We start from the raw sequence: 14,187 nt of genomic DNA, 5'->3' as shown, positions 1-14,187 counted from the left end.
CGGGCTACGCCTGCCAGGCCTCCGCGAGCATCGTGCGGGTGTCGGCGAGGAGCTGCGGCAGGACCTTCGTGTGGCCGACCACCGGCATGAAGTTCGTGTCACCGCCCCAGCGGGGCACGATGTGCTGGTGCAGATGGGCGGCGATACCGGCGCCGGCGACCGTGCCCTGGTTCATGCCGATGTTGAAGCCATGGGCGCCGGAGGCGGCGCGCAGCGCGCGCATCGCCTGCTTGGTCAGCTCCGCCAGCTCCGCGGTCTCCGCCTCGGTCAGGTCCGTGTAGTCGGCGACGTGGCGGTAGGGCACGGTCATCAGGTGGCCGCCGTTGTAGGGGTACAGATTGAGCACCGCGTACACCAGCTCGCCGCGCCGGACGATCAGCCCGTCCTCGTCGGACTTGGCCGGGATCGAGCAGAAGGGGCAGCCGTCGTCGGCACCGGGGCCGCTCGGCTTGTTCTCGCCCTGGATGTAGGCCATCCGATGGGGCGTCCACAGGCGCTGGAACGCGTCCTGCGTCCCCACTCCGATCTGCTGTTCCGGCTCACTCGTCATGCGTGCAGCATATGGCGTGCGACCTGCGGACAGGCAAAGGCCCCCAGGGATACCCCGGGGGCCTGAAGGCCTATGTCGGTGGCCGCCGCATCACACCTGTACGCGGCGCTCCACCACGTCGAGGAGCTTCGCCAGCGCCTCGTCACGCGGAATGCCGTTCTCCTGTGAACCGTCGCGGTAGCGGAACGACACCGTGCCCGCGTTCATGTCGTCGTCGCCGACGATGATCATGAACGGCACCTTGAGCTTCTGATGCGTCCTGATCTTCTTCTGCATACGGTCCGAGGAGGAGTCCACCTCGACGCGCAGGCCCTTCTTCTTCGCGTCCGCGGCGAACTTCTGGAGGTACTCCACGTGGGCGTCGCCGACCGGGATGCCGACCGCCTGCACGGGCGCCAGCCATGCCGGGAACGCGCCCGCGTAGTGCTCGAGCAGCACCGCGAAGAACCGCTCGATGCTGCCGAACAGCGCGCGGTGGATCATGACCGGGCGCTGCTTGGAGCCGTCCGCGGCCGTGTACTCCAGGTCGAAGCGCTCGGGCAGGTTGAAGTCGAGCTGGACCGTCGACATCTGCCAGGTGCGGCCGATGGCGTCCTTGACCTGGACGGAGATCTTCGGGCCGTAGAAGGCCGCGCCGCCCGGGTCCGGGACCAGCTGCAGGCCCTGCTTCTCGCCGACCTGGCGCAGGGTCTCGGTGGCCTCTTCCCAGACCTCGTCGGAGCCGACGTACTTCTCCGGGTCCTTGGTGGACAGCTCCAGGTAGAAGTCGGTCAGGCCGTAGTCGCGCAGCAGGTTCAGCACGAAGGTGAGCGTCTTGTCGAGCTCGTCGGCCATCTGCTCGCGGGTGCAGTAGATGTGCGCGTCGTCCTGGGTGAAGCCGCGGGCACGGGTCAGGCCGTGTACGACGCCCGACTTCTCGTAGCGGTAGACCGTGCCGAACTCGAAGAGCCGCAGGGGCAGTTCCCGGTACGACCGCCCGCGCGCGTCGAAGATCAGGTTGTGCATCGGGCAGTTCATGGGCTTGAGGTAGTAGTCCACGCCCTCGTCGAGCTGCATGGGCGGGTACATGCCCTCGGCGTACCAGTCCAGATGGCCCGAGGTCTCGAAGAGCTTCCCCTTGGTCGCGTGCGGGGTGTAGACGAACTCGTAGCCCTCCTCCTCGTGGCGGCGGCGCGAGTAGTCCTCCATCACGCGGCGGATGATGCCGCCCTTGGGGTGGAAGACCGCCAGACCGGAGCCGATCTGCTCGGGGATGGAGAACAGGTCCAGCTCGTTGCCCAGCTTGCGGTGGTCGCGCTTCTCGGCCTCGGCGAGGAAGTCGAGGTACGCCTTCAGCTCGTCCTTGGACGGCCAGGCGGTGCCGTAGATGCGCTGGAGCTGCTTGTTCTTCTCGTTGCCGCGCCAGTAGGCCGAGGCGTTGCGCATCAGCTTGAACGCCGGGATCAGCCGGGTGGAGGGCAGGTGGGGACCGCGGCAGAGGTCCTTCCAGCACAGCTCGCCGGTCTTGGCGTCCAGGTTGTCGTAGATCGTCAGCTCGCCGGCGCCGACCTCGACGTCCGCTCCGTCGTCGTGCGACGCGGAACCCTTGAGACCGATCAGCTCCAGCTTGTACGGCTCGTCGGCCAGCTCCTCGCGGGCGGCCTCGTCGCTGACGGCGCGGCGGGAGAAGCGCTGGCCCCGCTTCTGGATCTCCTGCATCTTCTTCTCGATGGCCTTGAGATCCTCGGGCGTGAACGGCTTCTCGACGTCGAAGTCGTAGTAGAAGCCGTCCCTGACCGGCGGGCCGATGCCCAGCTTGGCCTCGGGGAAGATCTCCTGCACGGCCTGCGCCATGACGTGCGCGGTGGAGTGGCGCAGGATGTTGAGGCCGTCCTCGGAGGAGATCTCGACGCCCTCGACGGTCTCGCCGTCCTCGACCTCGTAGGCGAGGTCCTTGAGTTCGCCGCCGACACGCGCGGCGACGATCGAGCGCTCGCCGGCGAAGAGGTCGGCGGCCGTGGTGCCCGTCGTCACCGTGCGCTCTTCCCGCTCGGAATCGCGTTGGATGATCACACGGACGTCTGACACCGGTCTCTCCTGACTGCAGGTGGGGTGCGGCGCCATACCTGGAGCGCGCGCATGACTGGGATCGTACCGACCCCGGGCCCGTGACCGCGAAACGATTACGCACGGTCCACGGTCGGTCGCAGTCGTTCGCGTCAGTCGTGGTCGTCCCCGCCGCACGCCTCCTCGAAGTAGTCCGTGTCCTTGGCGTTCTCCTGCAACGACTTCATCAGCCGGTCCCGCTCCTCGTCGTCCACCTCAACGGGTACGACGCCGGAGGCGCCCGTGAGCCGGCGGAAGCCACCGCGGCTCTCCAGCCGTCCGAGCACGCGTACGGGCAGTCCGACGAGGTGGGCGTGCCCGGCGATGCGGTAGTCCTCCTCGTCCAGGGTCGCGCGCACGTACGGCACTTCGGCGCCCGCGAGCACCCGCAGCCGTACGGTGCCCTCGCCGCGCGGCTGCGCTCTGCGCATCCGCACCACGGTGCCGGTGATCCGCGCGGGCACCGACGGTTCGGCGCGCAGATAGCGGGCGCCGGCCTCGCGCAGCACGGGCAGGTCGCCCGGCGAGAACTCGACGGCCTCGGCGGCGGCCGCGCAGGCCTCGGGGACGCCTGCGGCGGGCGCCCACTCGACGGCGACGCGCGCGCCCTCGGTGCCGCGGACGAGGGCGACGACGGCCTCGGTGAGTTCACGGCTGGCGCCCGCGCGGACGGCACCGTCGAAGGCTTCCATGGCGCCGGTGGCCCGGCGGTAGTCGACGGCCTCGCGGACGGCGTACAGGGCCTGGTGGAGGCATACGGCGAGGGGGCGTCCGGGGTCGACGGGGACGAAGGCGGTCAAGCCGCGGCCGTCGGCGGCGGAGCCGACGAGGACCTGGTCCAGGCACGCGGCGGCCGAGCGCCGGTGGCGGGCGCCGTGGTAGCCGGCACGCGCGCGTGTGGCGAGCGCGGCGGCGAGCAGCATCTGCCGGGCGGCGCCGCGCAGCCGTTCCTCGACGGTCCAGCCGGCGGCGTCGGCCGGTCCTTCCGGCACATCCCGCCACCAGCGGATCTCGTCGCTGGGCCGGGTGAGCGCGACCAGTACCTCACGCGCGGAGGGCGTGCCGCTGCGGGCGAGGGCATCCAGTGCCTCGCCGAGCAGGTCGTCGCTGTCGGGGAAGGCGCGGCTCTCTGGCACCAGCAGGCTGGTGCCGGCACCGCCGGGGCCGGACGGGGTCCAGCGGCCGTAGCGGCCGGCGGCGCCGCCGCGCCGCTGCCAGCCGTGCCGGCGCAGCAGGGCCCCGAGGACGGCGGGGTCGACGTCGGAGGGCGCGGGGAGGCGCTTGCGGTGGGCGTCGACGGGGTGCGGCCGCACCGCTCGCAGCGGCTCGTCGAGGGGGCGGTGTGTCATGGTCTGCCTCCCGTCCCGACCCGCGTCATGATCTCGCACAGGGCCCGGTCGTCGAAGATGCGCGAGGTCGGGATCCGCACGGTGGTGCGGTGCCGTCCGGTGAGGGGGTGGCCGGCGAGGTTGACCCAGTAGCAGCAGTGCCTGAGGTCGAGCCGGTCGTGGCCGGCGCGCAGCCACTGGTCCTGCGACCGGGGCACGATCATCACGACGAGGATCTTGTGCACCGAGACCGGGGTGCGGGCGAGTTTCGCCAGGTGGGCGTTGTCCAGCGTGAAGGAGAAGAACCGGCCCGGGGGGTTGGGCGGTACCTGGTAGGTGCACTTCAGCTGCACCTTGATGGTCACCTCGTCGTCGACGGTGTGTCCGGGGGCGCTGTGGCTGACGTGCCAGTCGATGCCGTTGTCGGGGAAGGGCTGCGACAGCGAGCAGCCGGCCGCCGCGGCGACCGCGTGCAGATAGCCCACCTGAAGTGTCTCCATGCAGGCGGTGGTGGCGAGTGAGCCCCGTGGGGCGCTCGCGCGCTCGGGCAGCAGCCCGCCCCGCTCGGGCTGCGCGATCACCATGACCAACAGCCTTCCATGATTGGTGAATCCCCGCTGCGGGCGCGTGAACTGCAAAGACCCGCACTCCTGTTGTGTCCTTCCGGCGTACGGCGCAAACAGCCCGGGTATCACCAAACGGGCAGAAGGCGAACGCAGGAGACGTCGCGTCAGCTGTCCAGATGGACGGAGGAGTTGTGGGCGTATGACGTGCTGGTACGAGGGGCCTCTGGCCGCGTTCGACACGGAGACGACGGGCGTCGACGTCGAGACCGACCGCATCGTGTCGGCCGCCGTCGTCGTCCAGGACGCCCCGGGCTTCCGGCCACGGGTTCACCGCTGGCTGGTGAATCCCGGCGTGCCGGTTCCGGAGGCGGCGACGGCGGTGCACGGGCTGACCGATGAGCATCTCCAGCGCAACGGGCGCTGGCCGGCGCCGGTGATGCACGAGCTGGCCGAGGAGCTGGCGGAGCAGGCCGCTCTGGGGCGGCCGCTGGTGGTGATGAACGCGCCGTTCGATCTGACGCTGCTGGACCGGGAGTTGCGTCGCCATCGGGCCTCGTCGCTGGACGGCTGGTTCGAGGCGTCGCCGCTGCGGGTGCTGGATCCGCGGGTGCTGGACAAGCATCTCGACCGCTACCGCAAGGGCAGGCGCACCCTCACCGATCTGTGCGCGCACTACGGCGTGGCCCTGCAGGACGCGCACGACGCGGGGGCGGACGCCCTGGCCGCGCTGGAAGTGGTCCGCGCGCTCGGCCGCCGCTTCGCGGCCCGACTGGAGCGGCTGACCCCGGCGGAACTGCACACGCTGCAGACGGGATGGCACGCGGCGCAGGCCCGCGGTCTTCAGGCGTGGTTCGCGCGCAGCGGGACCGAGGAGACGGTGGACCCGTCGTGGCCGCTGCGTCCGGACCTGCCGGCGGCGGCCGCGTAGGCATGAGAAAAGACCGGTCCGCCTGTGCGGACCGGCCTTACCCGGTGGGCGATACTGGGTTCGAACCAGTGACCTCTTCGGTGTGAACGAAGCGCTCTCCCACTGAGCTAATCGCCCGGGAACGCACTGAACCATACAGGTCTGCGGGGCGTTCGTTCAAACCGCTTCCAGGTGTGCGGCCAGTCCGCGTCGTCCGGCTCGCATCATCAGCCGGTGGTTCGCGCGAAAGAGGGGCCGGCCGGGCACGGCGAACCGCCTGAGCAGCGGTTTGTTCACGTCGACGACCTGGTCGTAGCGGGCGAGGGTGCCGGTGCCGTGCGCGGTGAGCGTCCAGCGCGCCCAGCCGTCGACGTCCCCGGTGAGCTCGGCCTCCAGGACTCCGGCGGCCGGGTCGCGGCGTACCTCGCGCGCGGTGAAGGTCAGGTCGTAGGGCAGGAGGGAGCGGATCCGGATGACGCCGGTCGCCGCGTCGGTCCGGGTCACCTCGCGCACCTGCCGCCACCAGCGGGGGTAGTCCTCGACCCGTTCCAGTGCCCGGTAGACCGCGTCGGGCGGTGCGGGCAGCGTCCACCGCGTGCGGAAGCGGTAGTGGGTCCAGTCCATGGGACGAGTCTGGACCGGGCGCAGGCCGGTTCGGGATCTCTCCTTCCGTACCCGCGAAGAAAGGTGACGGAGTTTTGGAAAAGGTCCGGCCATTTCCTCCGGCGGCAACGTCCGGAACTTCTCCCGGAATAGGACATAGTCCCGGAAGTCGGCCTTCTCCTTGATCCTCAAATACTTCTTCGGGAAGAACGGGACGGGTGGTCGACTTCTCGGCGCGTTCGCCGGCGCCGCACTCAGAAGTAACGGATCGTCACCGCGCTCTCTGGCACCCCGCACATACGCCGGCGGCCCGTCCGCGTGATCGCAGACGGGCCGCCGGTTCCGGGTGGGCGATACTGGGTTCGAACCAGTGACCTCTTCGGTGTGAACGAAGCGCTCTCCCACTGAGCTAATCGCCCGGGCACAGAGAGAACATTACCGCATGTCAGCAGATGCCCGGGACCACAGCCCGGCGAGCGCCGGGCCGCCACCGGCCGCGCTCAGCGGCCGCCGGCGTCCCAGGGCGGCACCAGGCCGAACCTCCAGACGTACACCCCGGCCAGCGCTGCGACGATCACCAGGCCGGTCAGGGTAAGCGCGATGTTGCGGCGGCGCACCTCGGGATCGAGGGCCTGCTGGGCCGCCTCCGTGACCTTGCGCTTGGTCCAGCGCAGCACGAGCTGGGCCCAGACGAACTCGGTGGCCCAGATCGCCATGCCGCCGAAGATCACCACCCAGCCCGGTCCGGGCAGCGCGAGCATGACGACGCCGGCGATCACGACCAGGAGTCCGGCGAGGAAGATCCCCGCCTGCCAGCCCAGGTGCAGCACGCGGCGTGACCGGACGAACGCCGGAGCCCGCGACCCCAGCCCGCGCCGGTCCCGCGTCTCGCCCGCCTCCGCCTCGGCCTTCGCTCGTCCCGGCACCTCGGCCGACCCCTCCGGTTCGTCACTCACCGTATTCATACGGTTCAACCGTACCGGACGAGAATCCGGTCACCGGAATGGGCGTACCGTACGAACACACCCTCCGCCGGAAGAGTTACGTAAAGCCAAGCAAAACACTCAGAGGGGTTTACAACGGCACCGTAGGTGGCATGTCGATTTCGCCGACGTGCGAATCCCCGAGCGCACACTGAGCGAAAGGCCCTGGCGCTTATGAACACCACGGTCAGCTGCGAGCTGCACCTGCGCCTCGTTGTATCGAGCGAGTCCTCTCTGCCTGTCCCCGCAGGCCTGCGGTACGACACGGCCGATCCTTACGCCGTGCACGCCACCTTCCACACCGGAGCCGAGGAGACCGTCGAGTGGGTGTTCGCCCGCGACCTCCTCGCCGAGGGGCTTCACCGACCCACGGGTACCGGAGACGTCCGTGTCTGGCCCTCGCGTAGCCATGGCCAGGGCGTCGTGTGCATCGCCCTGAGCTCTCCGGAGGGCGAAGCCCTGCTGGAGGCCCCGGCGCGGGCCCTGGAGTCCTTCCTGAAGCGAACGGACGCGGCCGTGCCCCCCGGCACGGAACACCGGCACTTCGATCTGGATCAGGAGTTGTCGCACATCCTCGCGGAAAGTTAGGGGCAGACCCGTCGAAACCCTTCAAGCAGCCCGTTGCCGTCCACTCGGGGAGACGGCTCGGGCCAGGACAACCGCATACGCGAACACACCGGCACCGGTCTCCCGTGGGGGCTGGTGCCGGTGTGCTCGCGTGGCCGCGGCAGCGGCGCCGTGAGCTGCTCGGGGGCGCGTGGAGCCACTACCATCGGCCTGCATCGGCGGGCGTGTGCCCGATCCCCAGGCCAGGGAGCGAAACGTGCTGATCACCCACGACACCCGGTGCGCGCTGGACTCCGTGGTGGATCTGGTGAACACCGCACCGGAGGACGACGGGGCACCGGACGGGCTGGCGGACGTCGCGGCGCTCGCGGATTTCGTGGCGAACCACAAGATGAGCGATGTGGGTGTGCTGTCGGAGTTCGATCTCTCCGCGGTGCGCAGGATCCGCGGCCGGTTCGCGGGGATCTTCGCGGCCCCGGACTGCCGGACGGCCGCGGGCATGATCAACGAGCTGGTGGCCGCCGCGGGCACCACGCCCCGGCTGACGGACCACGACGGGTACGACTGGCATGTCCACTACTTCGCGCCCGGTGCCTCTGTGGCCGATCATCTGGCCGCCGACTGCGGGATGGCACTCGCGTTCTTCGTGGTGGCCGGGGAGCGGGAGCGGCTGCGGCGCTGCGAGGCTCCCGACTGCCGGCGTGCTTTCGTCGATCTGTCCCGCAACCGCTCGCGGCGGTACTGCGACAGCCGTACGTGCGGCAACCGTCTGCATGTGGCCGCCTACCGGGCGCGCCGCAAGGAGGCGGCCGGCTGAGCGGAGGGTCGGGTGACGGACCTGTCCGGGGCCGGCGTCCCGGCGCCGTGTCGATGGTTGTCGTGGTCCCCGGCGGGTGACGCCGAGGACCCACGGATACGGCTCACAGCAACAGCAGGTCGTGCAACGAAGCCATGAGCAGCAGACACCCGATCACCGCAAGGAAGATCATCAGCGGCGGCTGGGAAAGGGCGAAGAGACATCCGCGCGGCTCGTCCTGAGGCGGCGCGGACTCGCTCTGTGTCGTGTCCACCATCTCGGGGCGATGATGACGCAGCCACCGCGGCTGACGCGATCAACACACCAGGATTGTGCGGGAGTCAACAGGATTCCGTGATCTTCGGTCCGCTTCGGCGCGGACCGTGATCACTTACGGGCACACCCATGATCACCGTCAGATGCCGTGCTTCTTCAGGATCGCCTCGATGTCGCTGAAGTCGTCCTCGCTCCCGGACGCCGCCGGCTTCGCGGCGGGCCGGCCGGAGGTACGGGCGGCCGGTCCCAGGGACGGCGCCGACGCCGCCGGAGCCACCGCTCCCCGCTCCGCCGTCCGGGTCGTCTCCTTGCGCTCCTTGCGCGTGCCGCCGCGGCGGCGCTCCACCGCCCGGGTCGTCGCGAAGAGCAGCCAGGCTGCGCCGAGCAGGCCGAACCCCGCCCAGGCGGTCGGGCTGAAGGCGGTGTCGGCCAGCCAGCCGACGATCCCGGTCATCGCCAGGCCGACCGGGACCAGGGAGTAGGCGGCGATACGGGCCGCGGCGAGGAAGCGCCGCCGGTAGGCGGTGACGGCGGCGATGCCCAGGCCGGCCGCGGAAACGGCGGAACATACGGTCTCGGCGATCATCCGGTCCTCCAGGCAGGCTCACCGGTCGGGGTGGTTCGTCCCTTCCATCCTGCACCGCCGACCGCCGGGGAGGCCATGTTCCGGGCGGACTTCAGGGAGATCTCCGGGTCGTCTCCTCCGCAGGTCCCGGTGGGGCCTACGACGTGTGATCCCGGTTGGGGCACCCGCGGCGGGCCTGGGAGACTGTCCCCATGAGCGACTCCTCCCCCGCGCACGCCCCCGTCCCGGTCCTCGACGTCTGGTGCGAGCTCCAGTGCCCCGACTGCCGTACCGCGCTCGACGACCTGCGTGCCCTGCGCGCCCGGTACGGCGACCGGCTGGAGCTGCGGCTGCGGCACTTCCCGCTGGAGAAGCACCAGCACTCCTTCACCGCCGCGCAGGCCGCGGAGGAGGCCGCCGAGCAGGGGCAGGGGTGGCCGTACGTGGAGGCGGTGCTGGGCCGGGTCGAGCGGCTGGCCCGCGAGGGAGAGCCCGTCCTGATCGAGGTGGCCCGTGAACTGGGCCTGGACGCCGAGGAGTTCGACACCGCGCTGATCGACGGCCGGCACATCCTGATCGTCGACGCCGACCAGGCCGAGGGCAAGGCGATCGGCGTGACCGGCACGCCGACGTACGTGGTCGGGGGCGAGCGCCTGGACGGCGGCAAGAGCCAGGAGGGGCTGCGCGAGCGCATCGAGGAGATCGTGGACCGGCTGCTGGCCGAGGCCGGGCAGGGGAACTGACCGGCCCGGCCCGTCCGTCGCCGCTGTTCTCACGGAGCGCCGAAGCCGTTCCTCAGAGCAGTTCCTTGTAGACGGCGCGCAGCACGGGCCGGTAGCCGAGGGACTCGTACAGCCGCTCGGCCGGGGTGTTGCCCGCGAAGACGTTGAGGCCCAGGACGCGTCTGCCCGCGGCCAGCGCCTGGATCTCGGCCAGCAGCATCAGGGAGCGGCCGTGGCCCCGGCCGCGGAAGCGCTCGTCGGCCTCGACGTCGTAGACGAAGGCCCGTTCCTCGGTGACCGCCACCCACAGGGTGCCGACCGGGGTGCCCTCGTGCTCCAGCACGCTGAGCACCATGCCGGGGGTGTCGGGGCCCTGGGGCAGCAGCCGGGCGTGGTCGTCCTCCGACTTGGCCCGTGCCTCGTCGGCGGGCACGCCGCGGTCGATCCAGCTCTGCGCGTAGCCGAGCTTGCCGTGTTCGAGCCATGGTCCGTACTCGGCCGGGGTCATGGGCCTGCCCCGGCTACCGGCGGGCAGTTCGGGCGCGCCGGCGTCCAGCCGCTTCTCCATGGCGCGGTTGCGTTCGACGTAGCCGAGCGCCGTGACCAGCCGGACCGCGGCCTCGGCGTCGGCGGGTACGGCGGCTTCGATCCGCTTGCAGCCCCAGCCGCGCGCCACCTCCTCGGCGGCGAGCGCGGCCACCGTGCCGCGGCCCCGGCGGCGGTCCGGTTCGTCGATGTGCAGGTCGAGGACCCTGGCGACGGAGGGCCCGAAGACGGGGTGCGTGGCGAGGTGTATCCCGCCGACCGGGCGGCTGTTCACGCACACCTGGTAGCGGCGTGAACGGGTTCCGTCGGCGTTCTGCTGCAGCGGCTCGGTCGGCCGCAGGGTCGTGGTCATCAGGGATGTTCTACCCCTTGCGACAGGGTGCGGCAGCCGATTATGTCCCGCCTGAGCGGATCAGGACCGCCGGGTCTAGGGGTCCAGTCGGTGTGCCGAGCGTTCGTCGAAGATCCGCATGGCCTTGGCGCTCACCGGGCCCGGGGCGTCCGGCAGTTCGCGGTCGTCGACACGGTGCACGGCCTGGATGTCGCGCAGGGTGGAGGTGAGGAAGACCTCCTCGGCCCGGCTCAGGACGTCCTGCGGCAGGTCGGTCTCCCTCGCGCCCGTCCACTCGATCACGAGGGCGCGCGTGATCCCGGCGAGGCAGCCGGAGGCGAGCGGCGGGGTATGGAGTTGCCCGTCGAGGACGACGAAGACGTTGGAGCCGGTGCCCTCGCAGAGCCGTCCGACGGTGTTGCCGAACAGGGCCTCGGTGGCGCCGTGTTGATGGGCGCGGGCGAGCGCGACGACGTTCTCGGCGTACGAGGTGGTCTTCAGGCCGGTGAGCGCGCCGCGTTCGTTGCGGGTCCAGGGCACCGTGACGACGGCGGTGGAGTCGGGGCGGCGGGTGGTCTCGCCGAGGGCGACCAGCAGCGTCGGGCCCTGGTCCCCGCGGTCAGAGCCGAGGGGCCCGTGACCGCCGGTGTAGGTGATGCGCAGCCGGCCCAGCGGCATCGGGTTGGCCTCGAGCACGGCGACGCAGGCGCGGCGCACCTCGTCGTGGTCGGGGTCGGGCAGGCCCAGGCCGCGGGCGGACCGGGTGAGCCGGTCCAGGTGGCGGGTCAGCGCGAACGGCTTTCCGTCGAGCGCCTTCACCGTCTCGAAGATGCCGTCGCCCACGGTCAGCCCGTGGTCGAACGCGGAGACACGGGCGGACTCGATGTCCCGCAGCGCGCCGTCGAGCCAGATCTTCACCGTTGCAGTCCCTCTCCGCTTTCCTCGTACGTGCCCGACGCTACCGCGAGCAGCCGGGCCGCCTTCAGCTCGGTCTCCCGCCACTCGCCCTCGGGGTCCGAGTCCCAGGTGATCCCGGCGCCGGCGCCGAAACGCAGAACGGGTGTGTCGGCGGCGCGGTCGATCCAGAAGGTGCGTATGCCGACGGCCAGCTCGCCCGTCCCGCGGTCGGCGTCGACCCAGCCGATGCCGCCGCAGTAGGGGCCGCGGGGCGCGGTCTCCAGGGCGTCGATGATCCGCAGGGCGCTCGACTTGGGGGCTCCGGTGATCGAGCCGGCCGGGAAGGCGGCGTCGAGCAGCTCGGGCCAGCCGGCGCCCTCGCACAGCTCGCCGCGGACCGTGGAGACAAGGTGGACCAGTCCGGGGTGCTTCTCGACGACGCACAGGTCGGGGACCGTGACACTGCCGGTGGCGCACACGCGCCCGATGTCGTTGCGGACCAGGTCCACGATCATCACGTTCTCGGCGTAGTCCTTCGCCAGGAGCTCCGCCTCGGTGCGGGCGGTGCCCTTGATCGGGCCGGACTCGACGGTCCGGCCGTCGCGGCGCAGGAAGAGCTCGGGGGACGCGGTGGCGATCTCCACCCCGTGCCCGGGCAGGCGAATCGTTCCCGCATACGGCGCCGGGTTGCCGCGGGCCAGTACGGCGGTCAGGGCGTCCACGTCGGCGTCGGGAGCGACCGGCGCGCCGAGCACGCGGCAGAGGTTCACCTGGTAGACCTCGCCGGTCGCGATGTGCTCGCGGATGCGTCGTACGCCGGCGGTGTACGCGGCGTGGTCGAGGGAAGAGGTCCAGTCACCGGCCGCCGGGCCGCGCCACCGGCCCGGGACGGGAGCGGGGACGGGTTCCTCCCGCACGTCACGGAAGCGGGCGCAGGTCAGCCGGCCCTCGTAGTCCGCGGCGACGGCCCAGAAACCGCTGGAGTCCAGGGCTGCGGGATCGCTGGTGACATCGGTCAGGCCGGTGGCGACACGGTCGCCGAAACGGGCAAGAGGAGGCAGGTCGAGCACGCCGTCGAGTCTATGGCGGGCGCCGTCCCGGGCGGTCCGGGCGTGTCGTTCCGGGCCCCCGGCCGGGTCGCCGAGCGGACGCAGGGCAGCACGCTGCACAAACGCGTTTTTGTACTGGCCCGGGAATCCGCTAGAGTTCAACACGTCGCCGGGCCGCGCAAGCGGACCGAAACGACAGGCGGACGTAGCTCAGTTGGTAGAGCGCAACCTTGCCAAGGTTGAGGTCGCGAGTTCGAGCCTCGTCGTCCGCTCGTAGGAAGAGGGGATCTCCCGGGTCCCCTGTACTCCTGGTGGAGTGGCCGAGAGGCGAGGCAACGGCCTGCAAAGCCGTCTACACGGGTTCAAATCCCGTCTCCACCTCCAAGGACGATTAGCTCAGCGGGAGAGCGCTTCCCTGACACGGAAGAGGTCACTGGTTCAATCCCAGTATCGTCCACTGGATCTGCCGAAGATCCTTACCCGCGCGATTAGCTCAGCGGGAGAGCGCTTCCCTGACACGGAAGAGGTCACTGGTTCAATCCCAGTATCGCGCACAGGGATCGTGATCCTTACCCGTGATCATGATCTTGAGGACGATTAGCTCAGCGGGAGAGCGCTTCCCTGACACGGAAGAGGTCACTGGTTCAATCCCAGTATCGTCCACACAGCAGGAAGCCCCCGGCCGTCGCGTACGGCCGGGGGCTTCGTCGTTCCACGCGACGGCGGCCGGGCCGCCGGGGCACAGAACAATGCCGGCGCAGCTCCCCAGCTGCGCCGGCATTCTGCCGTCCGCCGCACCCCCGTCCCCACGGGGTTTCATGGGTGGATGTCCCCGCCCGGACCGCTCTTCCGGGCCTGGGGTCGCCGCTCAGCGCCCCAGCACCACACCCACGGACGACGCCTGTGTGGCCACTGTGTTCCAGCCGTCGAAGACGAGCAGGAGCAGGGCCGCCAGGGGAAGGGCCATCAGCGTCGCCACCAGGGGGTGGCGGCGGCCCGTTCGGCGGGAGCGCGCGAACCGCGCCTGGGTGCGGAGCAGCGTCCGCGGTGCCGTCAGGGCCATGGTCCCTCTCCTGACCGTCTCGGTTGTCGTTGGCAGCGGCGGGTGCCTGACCTCGGGGGACGAGTGCCGCACCCGCCGCTTGACCTCAAATCTAGGCGCGCGGCGTATCCAGGGCGTCATGCCCTCGTACCGATTGGAGGGCCTCCCGGAGGATGAGCCGTGAGCTGGGGACTACTCCCCTGGGTGGAGACATGGCTCCGGGCCTCGGGGTCTTCCCGGAGGGGACGCCCGCGGCGCCGCCGCCCTCACCGGCCCACCGGATGAGCCGCCCCCGCTGTGCGTGACTTCTCTCACCTAGGCCGCACCCCGGCACGGGCCCTGCTCCCCCCGGCGGCCGGGCCGGTCCGCCCCCT

At 70.8% G+C, this 14,187-nt stretch carries 16 protein-coding genes and 7 tRNA genes; 9 read left to right on the top strand and 14 right to left on the bottom strand.

Features of this window, described 5'->3' with window-relative positions; translation table 11 throughout:
• Positions 1-4: 4 nt before the first annotated feature.
• The 4 genes from ACIQFZ_RS07740 to ACIQFZ_RS07725 all read right to left on the bottom strand — a co-directional run bounded on the left by ACIQFZ_RS07740 (position 5) and on the right by ACIQFZ_RS07725 (position 4,547).
• Positions 5-550, bottom strand: coding sequence for an HIT domain-containing protein (locus ACIQFZ_RS07740; RefSeq protein ID WP_365421907.1), 546 nt, complete (start codon positions 548-550; stop codon positions 5-7).
• A gap of 90 nt (positions 551-640) precedes the next feature.
• A complete protein-coding gene (thrS, locus tag ACIQFZ_RS07735) occupies positions 641-2,617 on the bottom strand; it encodes a threonine--tRNA ligase (protein ID WP_365421909.1) in 1,977 nt (658 codons plus the stop codon).
• Between the two features lie 131 nt (positions 2,618-2,748).
• Complete coding sequence (locus ACIQFZ_RS07730; protein ID WP_402690820.1) at positions 2,749-3,984, bottom strand: hypothetical protein; 1,236 nt, start codon at positions 3,982-3,984, stop codon at positions 2,749-2,751.
• The gene (locus ACIQFZ_RS07725) at positions 3,981-4,547 is read right to left on the bottom strand and encodes a DUF4365 domain-containing protein (protein ID WP_365421915.1); all 567 of its coding nucleotides are present in this window, start codon (positions 4,545-4,547) and stop codon (positions 3,981-3,983) included. The genes ACIQFZ_RS07730 and ACIQFZ_RS07725 overlap by 4 nt, the downstream gene beginning before the upstream one ends.
• 181 nt (positions 4,548-4,728) lie before the next feature.
• On the opposite strand from ACIQFZ_RS07725, the gene ACIQFZ_RS07720 reads away from it, so the two are divergent.
• Positions 4,729-5,457, top strand: a complete 729-nt coding sequence (locus ACIQFZ_RS07720; RefSeq protein WP_365421918.1) for a 3'-5' exonuclease — start codon at positions 4,729-4,731, stop codon at positions 5,455-5,457.
• Between the two features lie 45 nt (positions 5,458-5,502).
• Here the strand turns inward: ACIQFZ_RS07720 and ACIQFZ_RS07715 are convergent.
• The 4 genes from ACIQFZ_RS07715 to ACIQFZ_RS07700 form a co-directional block, all read right to left on the bottom strand.
• Positions 5,503-5,574 (bottom strand) — tRNA-Val (locus tag ACIQFZ_RS07715).
• Between the two features lie 39 nt (positions 5,575-5,613).
• On the bottom strand, positions 5,614-6,060 hold the full coding sequence (locus ACIQFZ_RS07710) for an SRPBCC family protein (RefSeq protein WP_365421919.1): 447 nt from the start codon (positions 6,058-6,060) through the stop codon (positions 5,614-5,616).
• A gap of 326 nt (positions 6,061-6,386) precedes the next feature.
• A tRNA-Val gene (locus ACIQFZ_RS07705) sits at positions 6,387-6,458 on the bottom strand.
• An 81-nt stretch (positions 6,459-6,539) separates the two neighbouring features.
• Positions 6,540-7,004, bottom strand: a complete 465-nt coding sequence (locus ACIQFZ_RS07700; RefSeq protein WP_402690819.1) for a TIGR02611 family protein — start codon at positions 7,002-7,004, stop codon at positions 6,540-6,542.
• A 192-nt stretch (positions 7,005-7,196) separates the two neighbouring features.
• Between ACIQFZ_RS07700 and ACIQFZ_RS07695 the strand changes: the two genes are divergently transcribed.
• Positions 7,197-7,610: an SsgA family sporulation/cell division regulator gene (locus tag ACIQFZ_RS07695; protein WP_004002642.1), complete on the top strand. Its 414-nt coding sequence runs from the start codon at positions 7,197-7,199 to the stop codon at positions 7,608-7,610.
• 235 nt (positions 7,611-7,845) lie between these two features.
• On the top strand, positions 7,846-8,406 hold the full coding sequence (locus tag ACIQFZ_RS07690; RefSeq protein WP_365425752.1) for a CGNR zinc finger domain-containing protein: 561 nt from the start codon (positions 7,846-7,848) through the stop codon (positions 8,404-8,406).
• Positions 8,407-8,509: 103 nt separating this feature from the next.
• On the opposite strand, the gene ACIQFZ_RS07685 is transcribed toward ACIQFZ_RS07690, so the two are convergent.
• Together ACIQFZ_RS07685 and ACIQFZ_RS07680 are read right to left on the bottom strand one after the other, a co-directional pair.
• Positions 8,510-8,662, bottom strand: coding sequence for a hypothetical protein (locus ACIQFZ_RS07685; protein ID WP_361412767.1), 153 nt, complete (start codon positions 8,660-8,662; stop codon positions 8,510-8,512).
• Between the two features lie 138 nt (positions 8,663-8,800).
• The gene (locus tag ACIQFZ_RS07680) at positions 8,801-9,247 is read right to left on the bottom strand and encodes a hypothetical protein (RefSeq protein ID WP_365774324.1); all 447 of its coding nucleotides are present in this window, start codon (positions 9,245-9,247) and stop codon (positions 8,801-8,803) included.
• 191 nt (positions 9,248-9,438) lie between these two features.
• Between ACIQFZ_RS07680 and ACIQFZ_RS07675 the strand changes: the two genes are divergently transcribed.
• Entirely contained in the window at positions 9,439-9,969 is a 531-nt protein-coding gene (locus ACIQFZ_RS07675; RefSeq protein ID WP_365425748.1) for a DsbA family protein, read from the top strand.
• Between the two features lie 52 nt (positions 9,970-10,021).
• Here ACIQFZ_RS07675 and ACIQFZ_RS07670 read toward each other — a convergent pair whose 3' ends face one another.
• The 3 genes from ACIQFZ_RS07670 to ACIQFZ_RS07660 form a co-directional block, all read right to left on the bottom strand.
• Positions 10,022-10,846, bottom strand: coding sequence for a GNAT family N-acetyltransferase (locus ACIQFZ_RS07670; RefSeq protein WP_365425746.1), 825 nt, complete (start codon positions 10,844-10,846; stop codon positions 10,022-10,024).
• Positions 10,847-10,921: 75 nt separating this feature from the next.
• Positions 10,922-11,743: an aminotransferase class IV gene (locus ACIQFZ_RS07665; RefSeq protein ID WP_402690818.1), complete on the bottom strand. Its 822-nt coding sequence runs from the start codon at positions 11,741-11,743 to the stop codon at positions 10,922-10,924.
• Entirely contained in the window at positions 11,740-12,792 is a 1,053-nt protein-coding gene (locus ACIQFZ_RS07660; protein WP_402690841.1) for a chorismate-binding protein, read from the bottom strand. The genes ACIQFZ_RS07665 and ACIQFZ_RS07660 overlap by 4 nt, the downstream gene beginning before the upstream one ends.
• Before the next feature lie 178 nt (positions 12,793-12,970).
• Here ACIQFZ_RS07660 and ACIQFZ_RS07655 point away from each other — a divergent pair.
• From ACIQFZ_RS07655 to ACIQFZ_RS07635, 5 genes are all read left to right on the top strand, one after another.
• Positions 12,971-13,043 (top strand) — tRNA-Gly (locus ACIQFZ_RS07655).
• A 38-nt stretch (positions 13,044-13,081) separates the two neighbouring features.
• Positions 13,082-13,155, top strand: a tRNA-Cys gene (locus tag ACIQFZ_RS07650).
• Position 13,156: 1 nt separating this feature from the next.
• A tRNA-Val gene (locus ACIQFZ_RS07645) sits at positions 13,157-13,228 on the top strand.
• Positions 13,229-13,253: 25 nt separating this feature from the next.
• Positions 13,254-13,325, top strand: a tRNA-Val gene (locus tag ACIQFZ_RS07640).
• Between the two features lie 37 nt (positions 13,326-13,362).
• A tRNA-Val gene (locus ACIQFZ_RS07635) sits at positions 13,363-13,434 on the top strand.
• Positions 13,435-13,639: 205 nt separating this feature from the next.
• On the opposite strand, the gene ACIQFZ_RS07630 is transcribed toward ACIQFZ_RS07635, so the two are convergent.
• Positions 13,640-13,834 (bottom strand): hypothetical protein, encoded by a 195-nt coding sequence (locus tag ACIQFZ_RS07630; protein WP_365425742.1) that lies wholly within the window; start codon positions 13,832-13,834, stop codon positions 13,640-13,642.
• Positions 13,835-14,187: the final 353 nt, after the last annotated feature.

Origin of the sequence: Streptomyces sp. NPDC093064 (assembly GCF_044754605.1) — a bacterium.
Taxonomy (GTDB): Bacteria; Actinomycetota; Actinomycetes; order Streptomycetales; family Streptomycetaceae; genus Streptomyces.
The sequence above is the reverse complement of the archived record's forward strand: the minus strand, read 5'-3'. Positions and strand labels throughout refer to the sequence as shown.

Coding starts and splice junctions, on each gene's coding strand:
- ACIQFZ_RS07740 (WP_365421907.1), bottom strand. CDS start 550: ATGACGAGTGAGCCGGAACAGCAGATCGGAGTGGGGACGCAGGACGCG.
- ACIQFZ_RS07730 (WP_402690820.1), bottom strand. CDS start 3,984: ATGACACACCGCCCCCTCGACGAGCCGCTGCGAGCGGTGCGGCCGCAC.
- ACIQFZ_RS07725 (WP_365421915.1), bottom strand. CDS start 4,547: ATGGTGATCGCGCAGCCCGAGCGGGGCGGGCTGCTGCCCGAGCGCGCG.
- ACIQFZ_RS07720 (WP_365421918.1), top strand. CDS start 4,729: ATGACGTGCTGGTACGAGGGGCCTCTGGCCGCGTTCGACACGGAGACG.
- ACIQFZ_RS07710 (WP_365421919.1), bottom strand. CDS start 6,060: ATGGACTGGACCCACTACCGCTTCCGCACGCGGTGGACGCTGCCCGCA.
- ACIQFZ_RS07700 (WP_402690819.1), bottom strand. CDS start 7,004: ATGAATACGGTGAGTGACGAACCGGAGGGGTCGGCCGAGGTGCCGGGA.
- ACIQFZ_RS07695 (WP_004002642.1), top strand. CDS start 7,197: ATGAACACCACGGTCAGCTGCGAGCTGCACCTGCGCCTCGTTGTATCG.
- ACIQFZ_RS07685 (WP_361412767.1), bottom strand. CDS start 8,662: ATGGTGGACACGACACAGAGCGAGTCCGCGCCGCCTCAGGACGAGCCG.
- ACIQFZ_RS07680 (WP_365774324.1), bottom strand. CDS start 9,247: ATGATCGCCGAGACCGTATGTTCCGCCGTTTCCGCGGCCGGCCTGGGC.
- ACIQFZ_RS07675 (WP_365425748.1), top strand. CDS start 9,439: ATGAGCGACTCCTCCCCCGCGCACGCCCCCGTCCCGGTCCTCGACGTC.
- ACIQFZ_RS07670 (WP_365425746.1), bottom strand. CDS start 10,846: ATGACCACGACCCTGCGGCCGACCGAGCCGCTGCAGCAGAACGCCGAC.
- ACIQFZ_RS07630 (WP_365425742.1), bottom strand. CDS start 13,834: ATGGCCCTGACGGCACCGCGGACGCTGCTCCGCACCCAGGCGCGGTTC.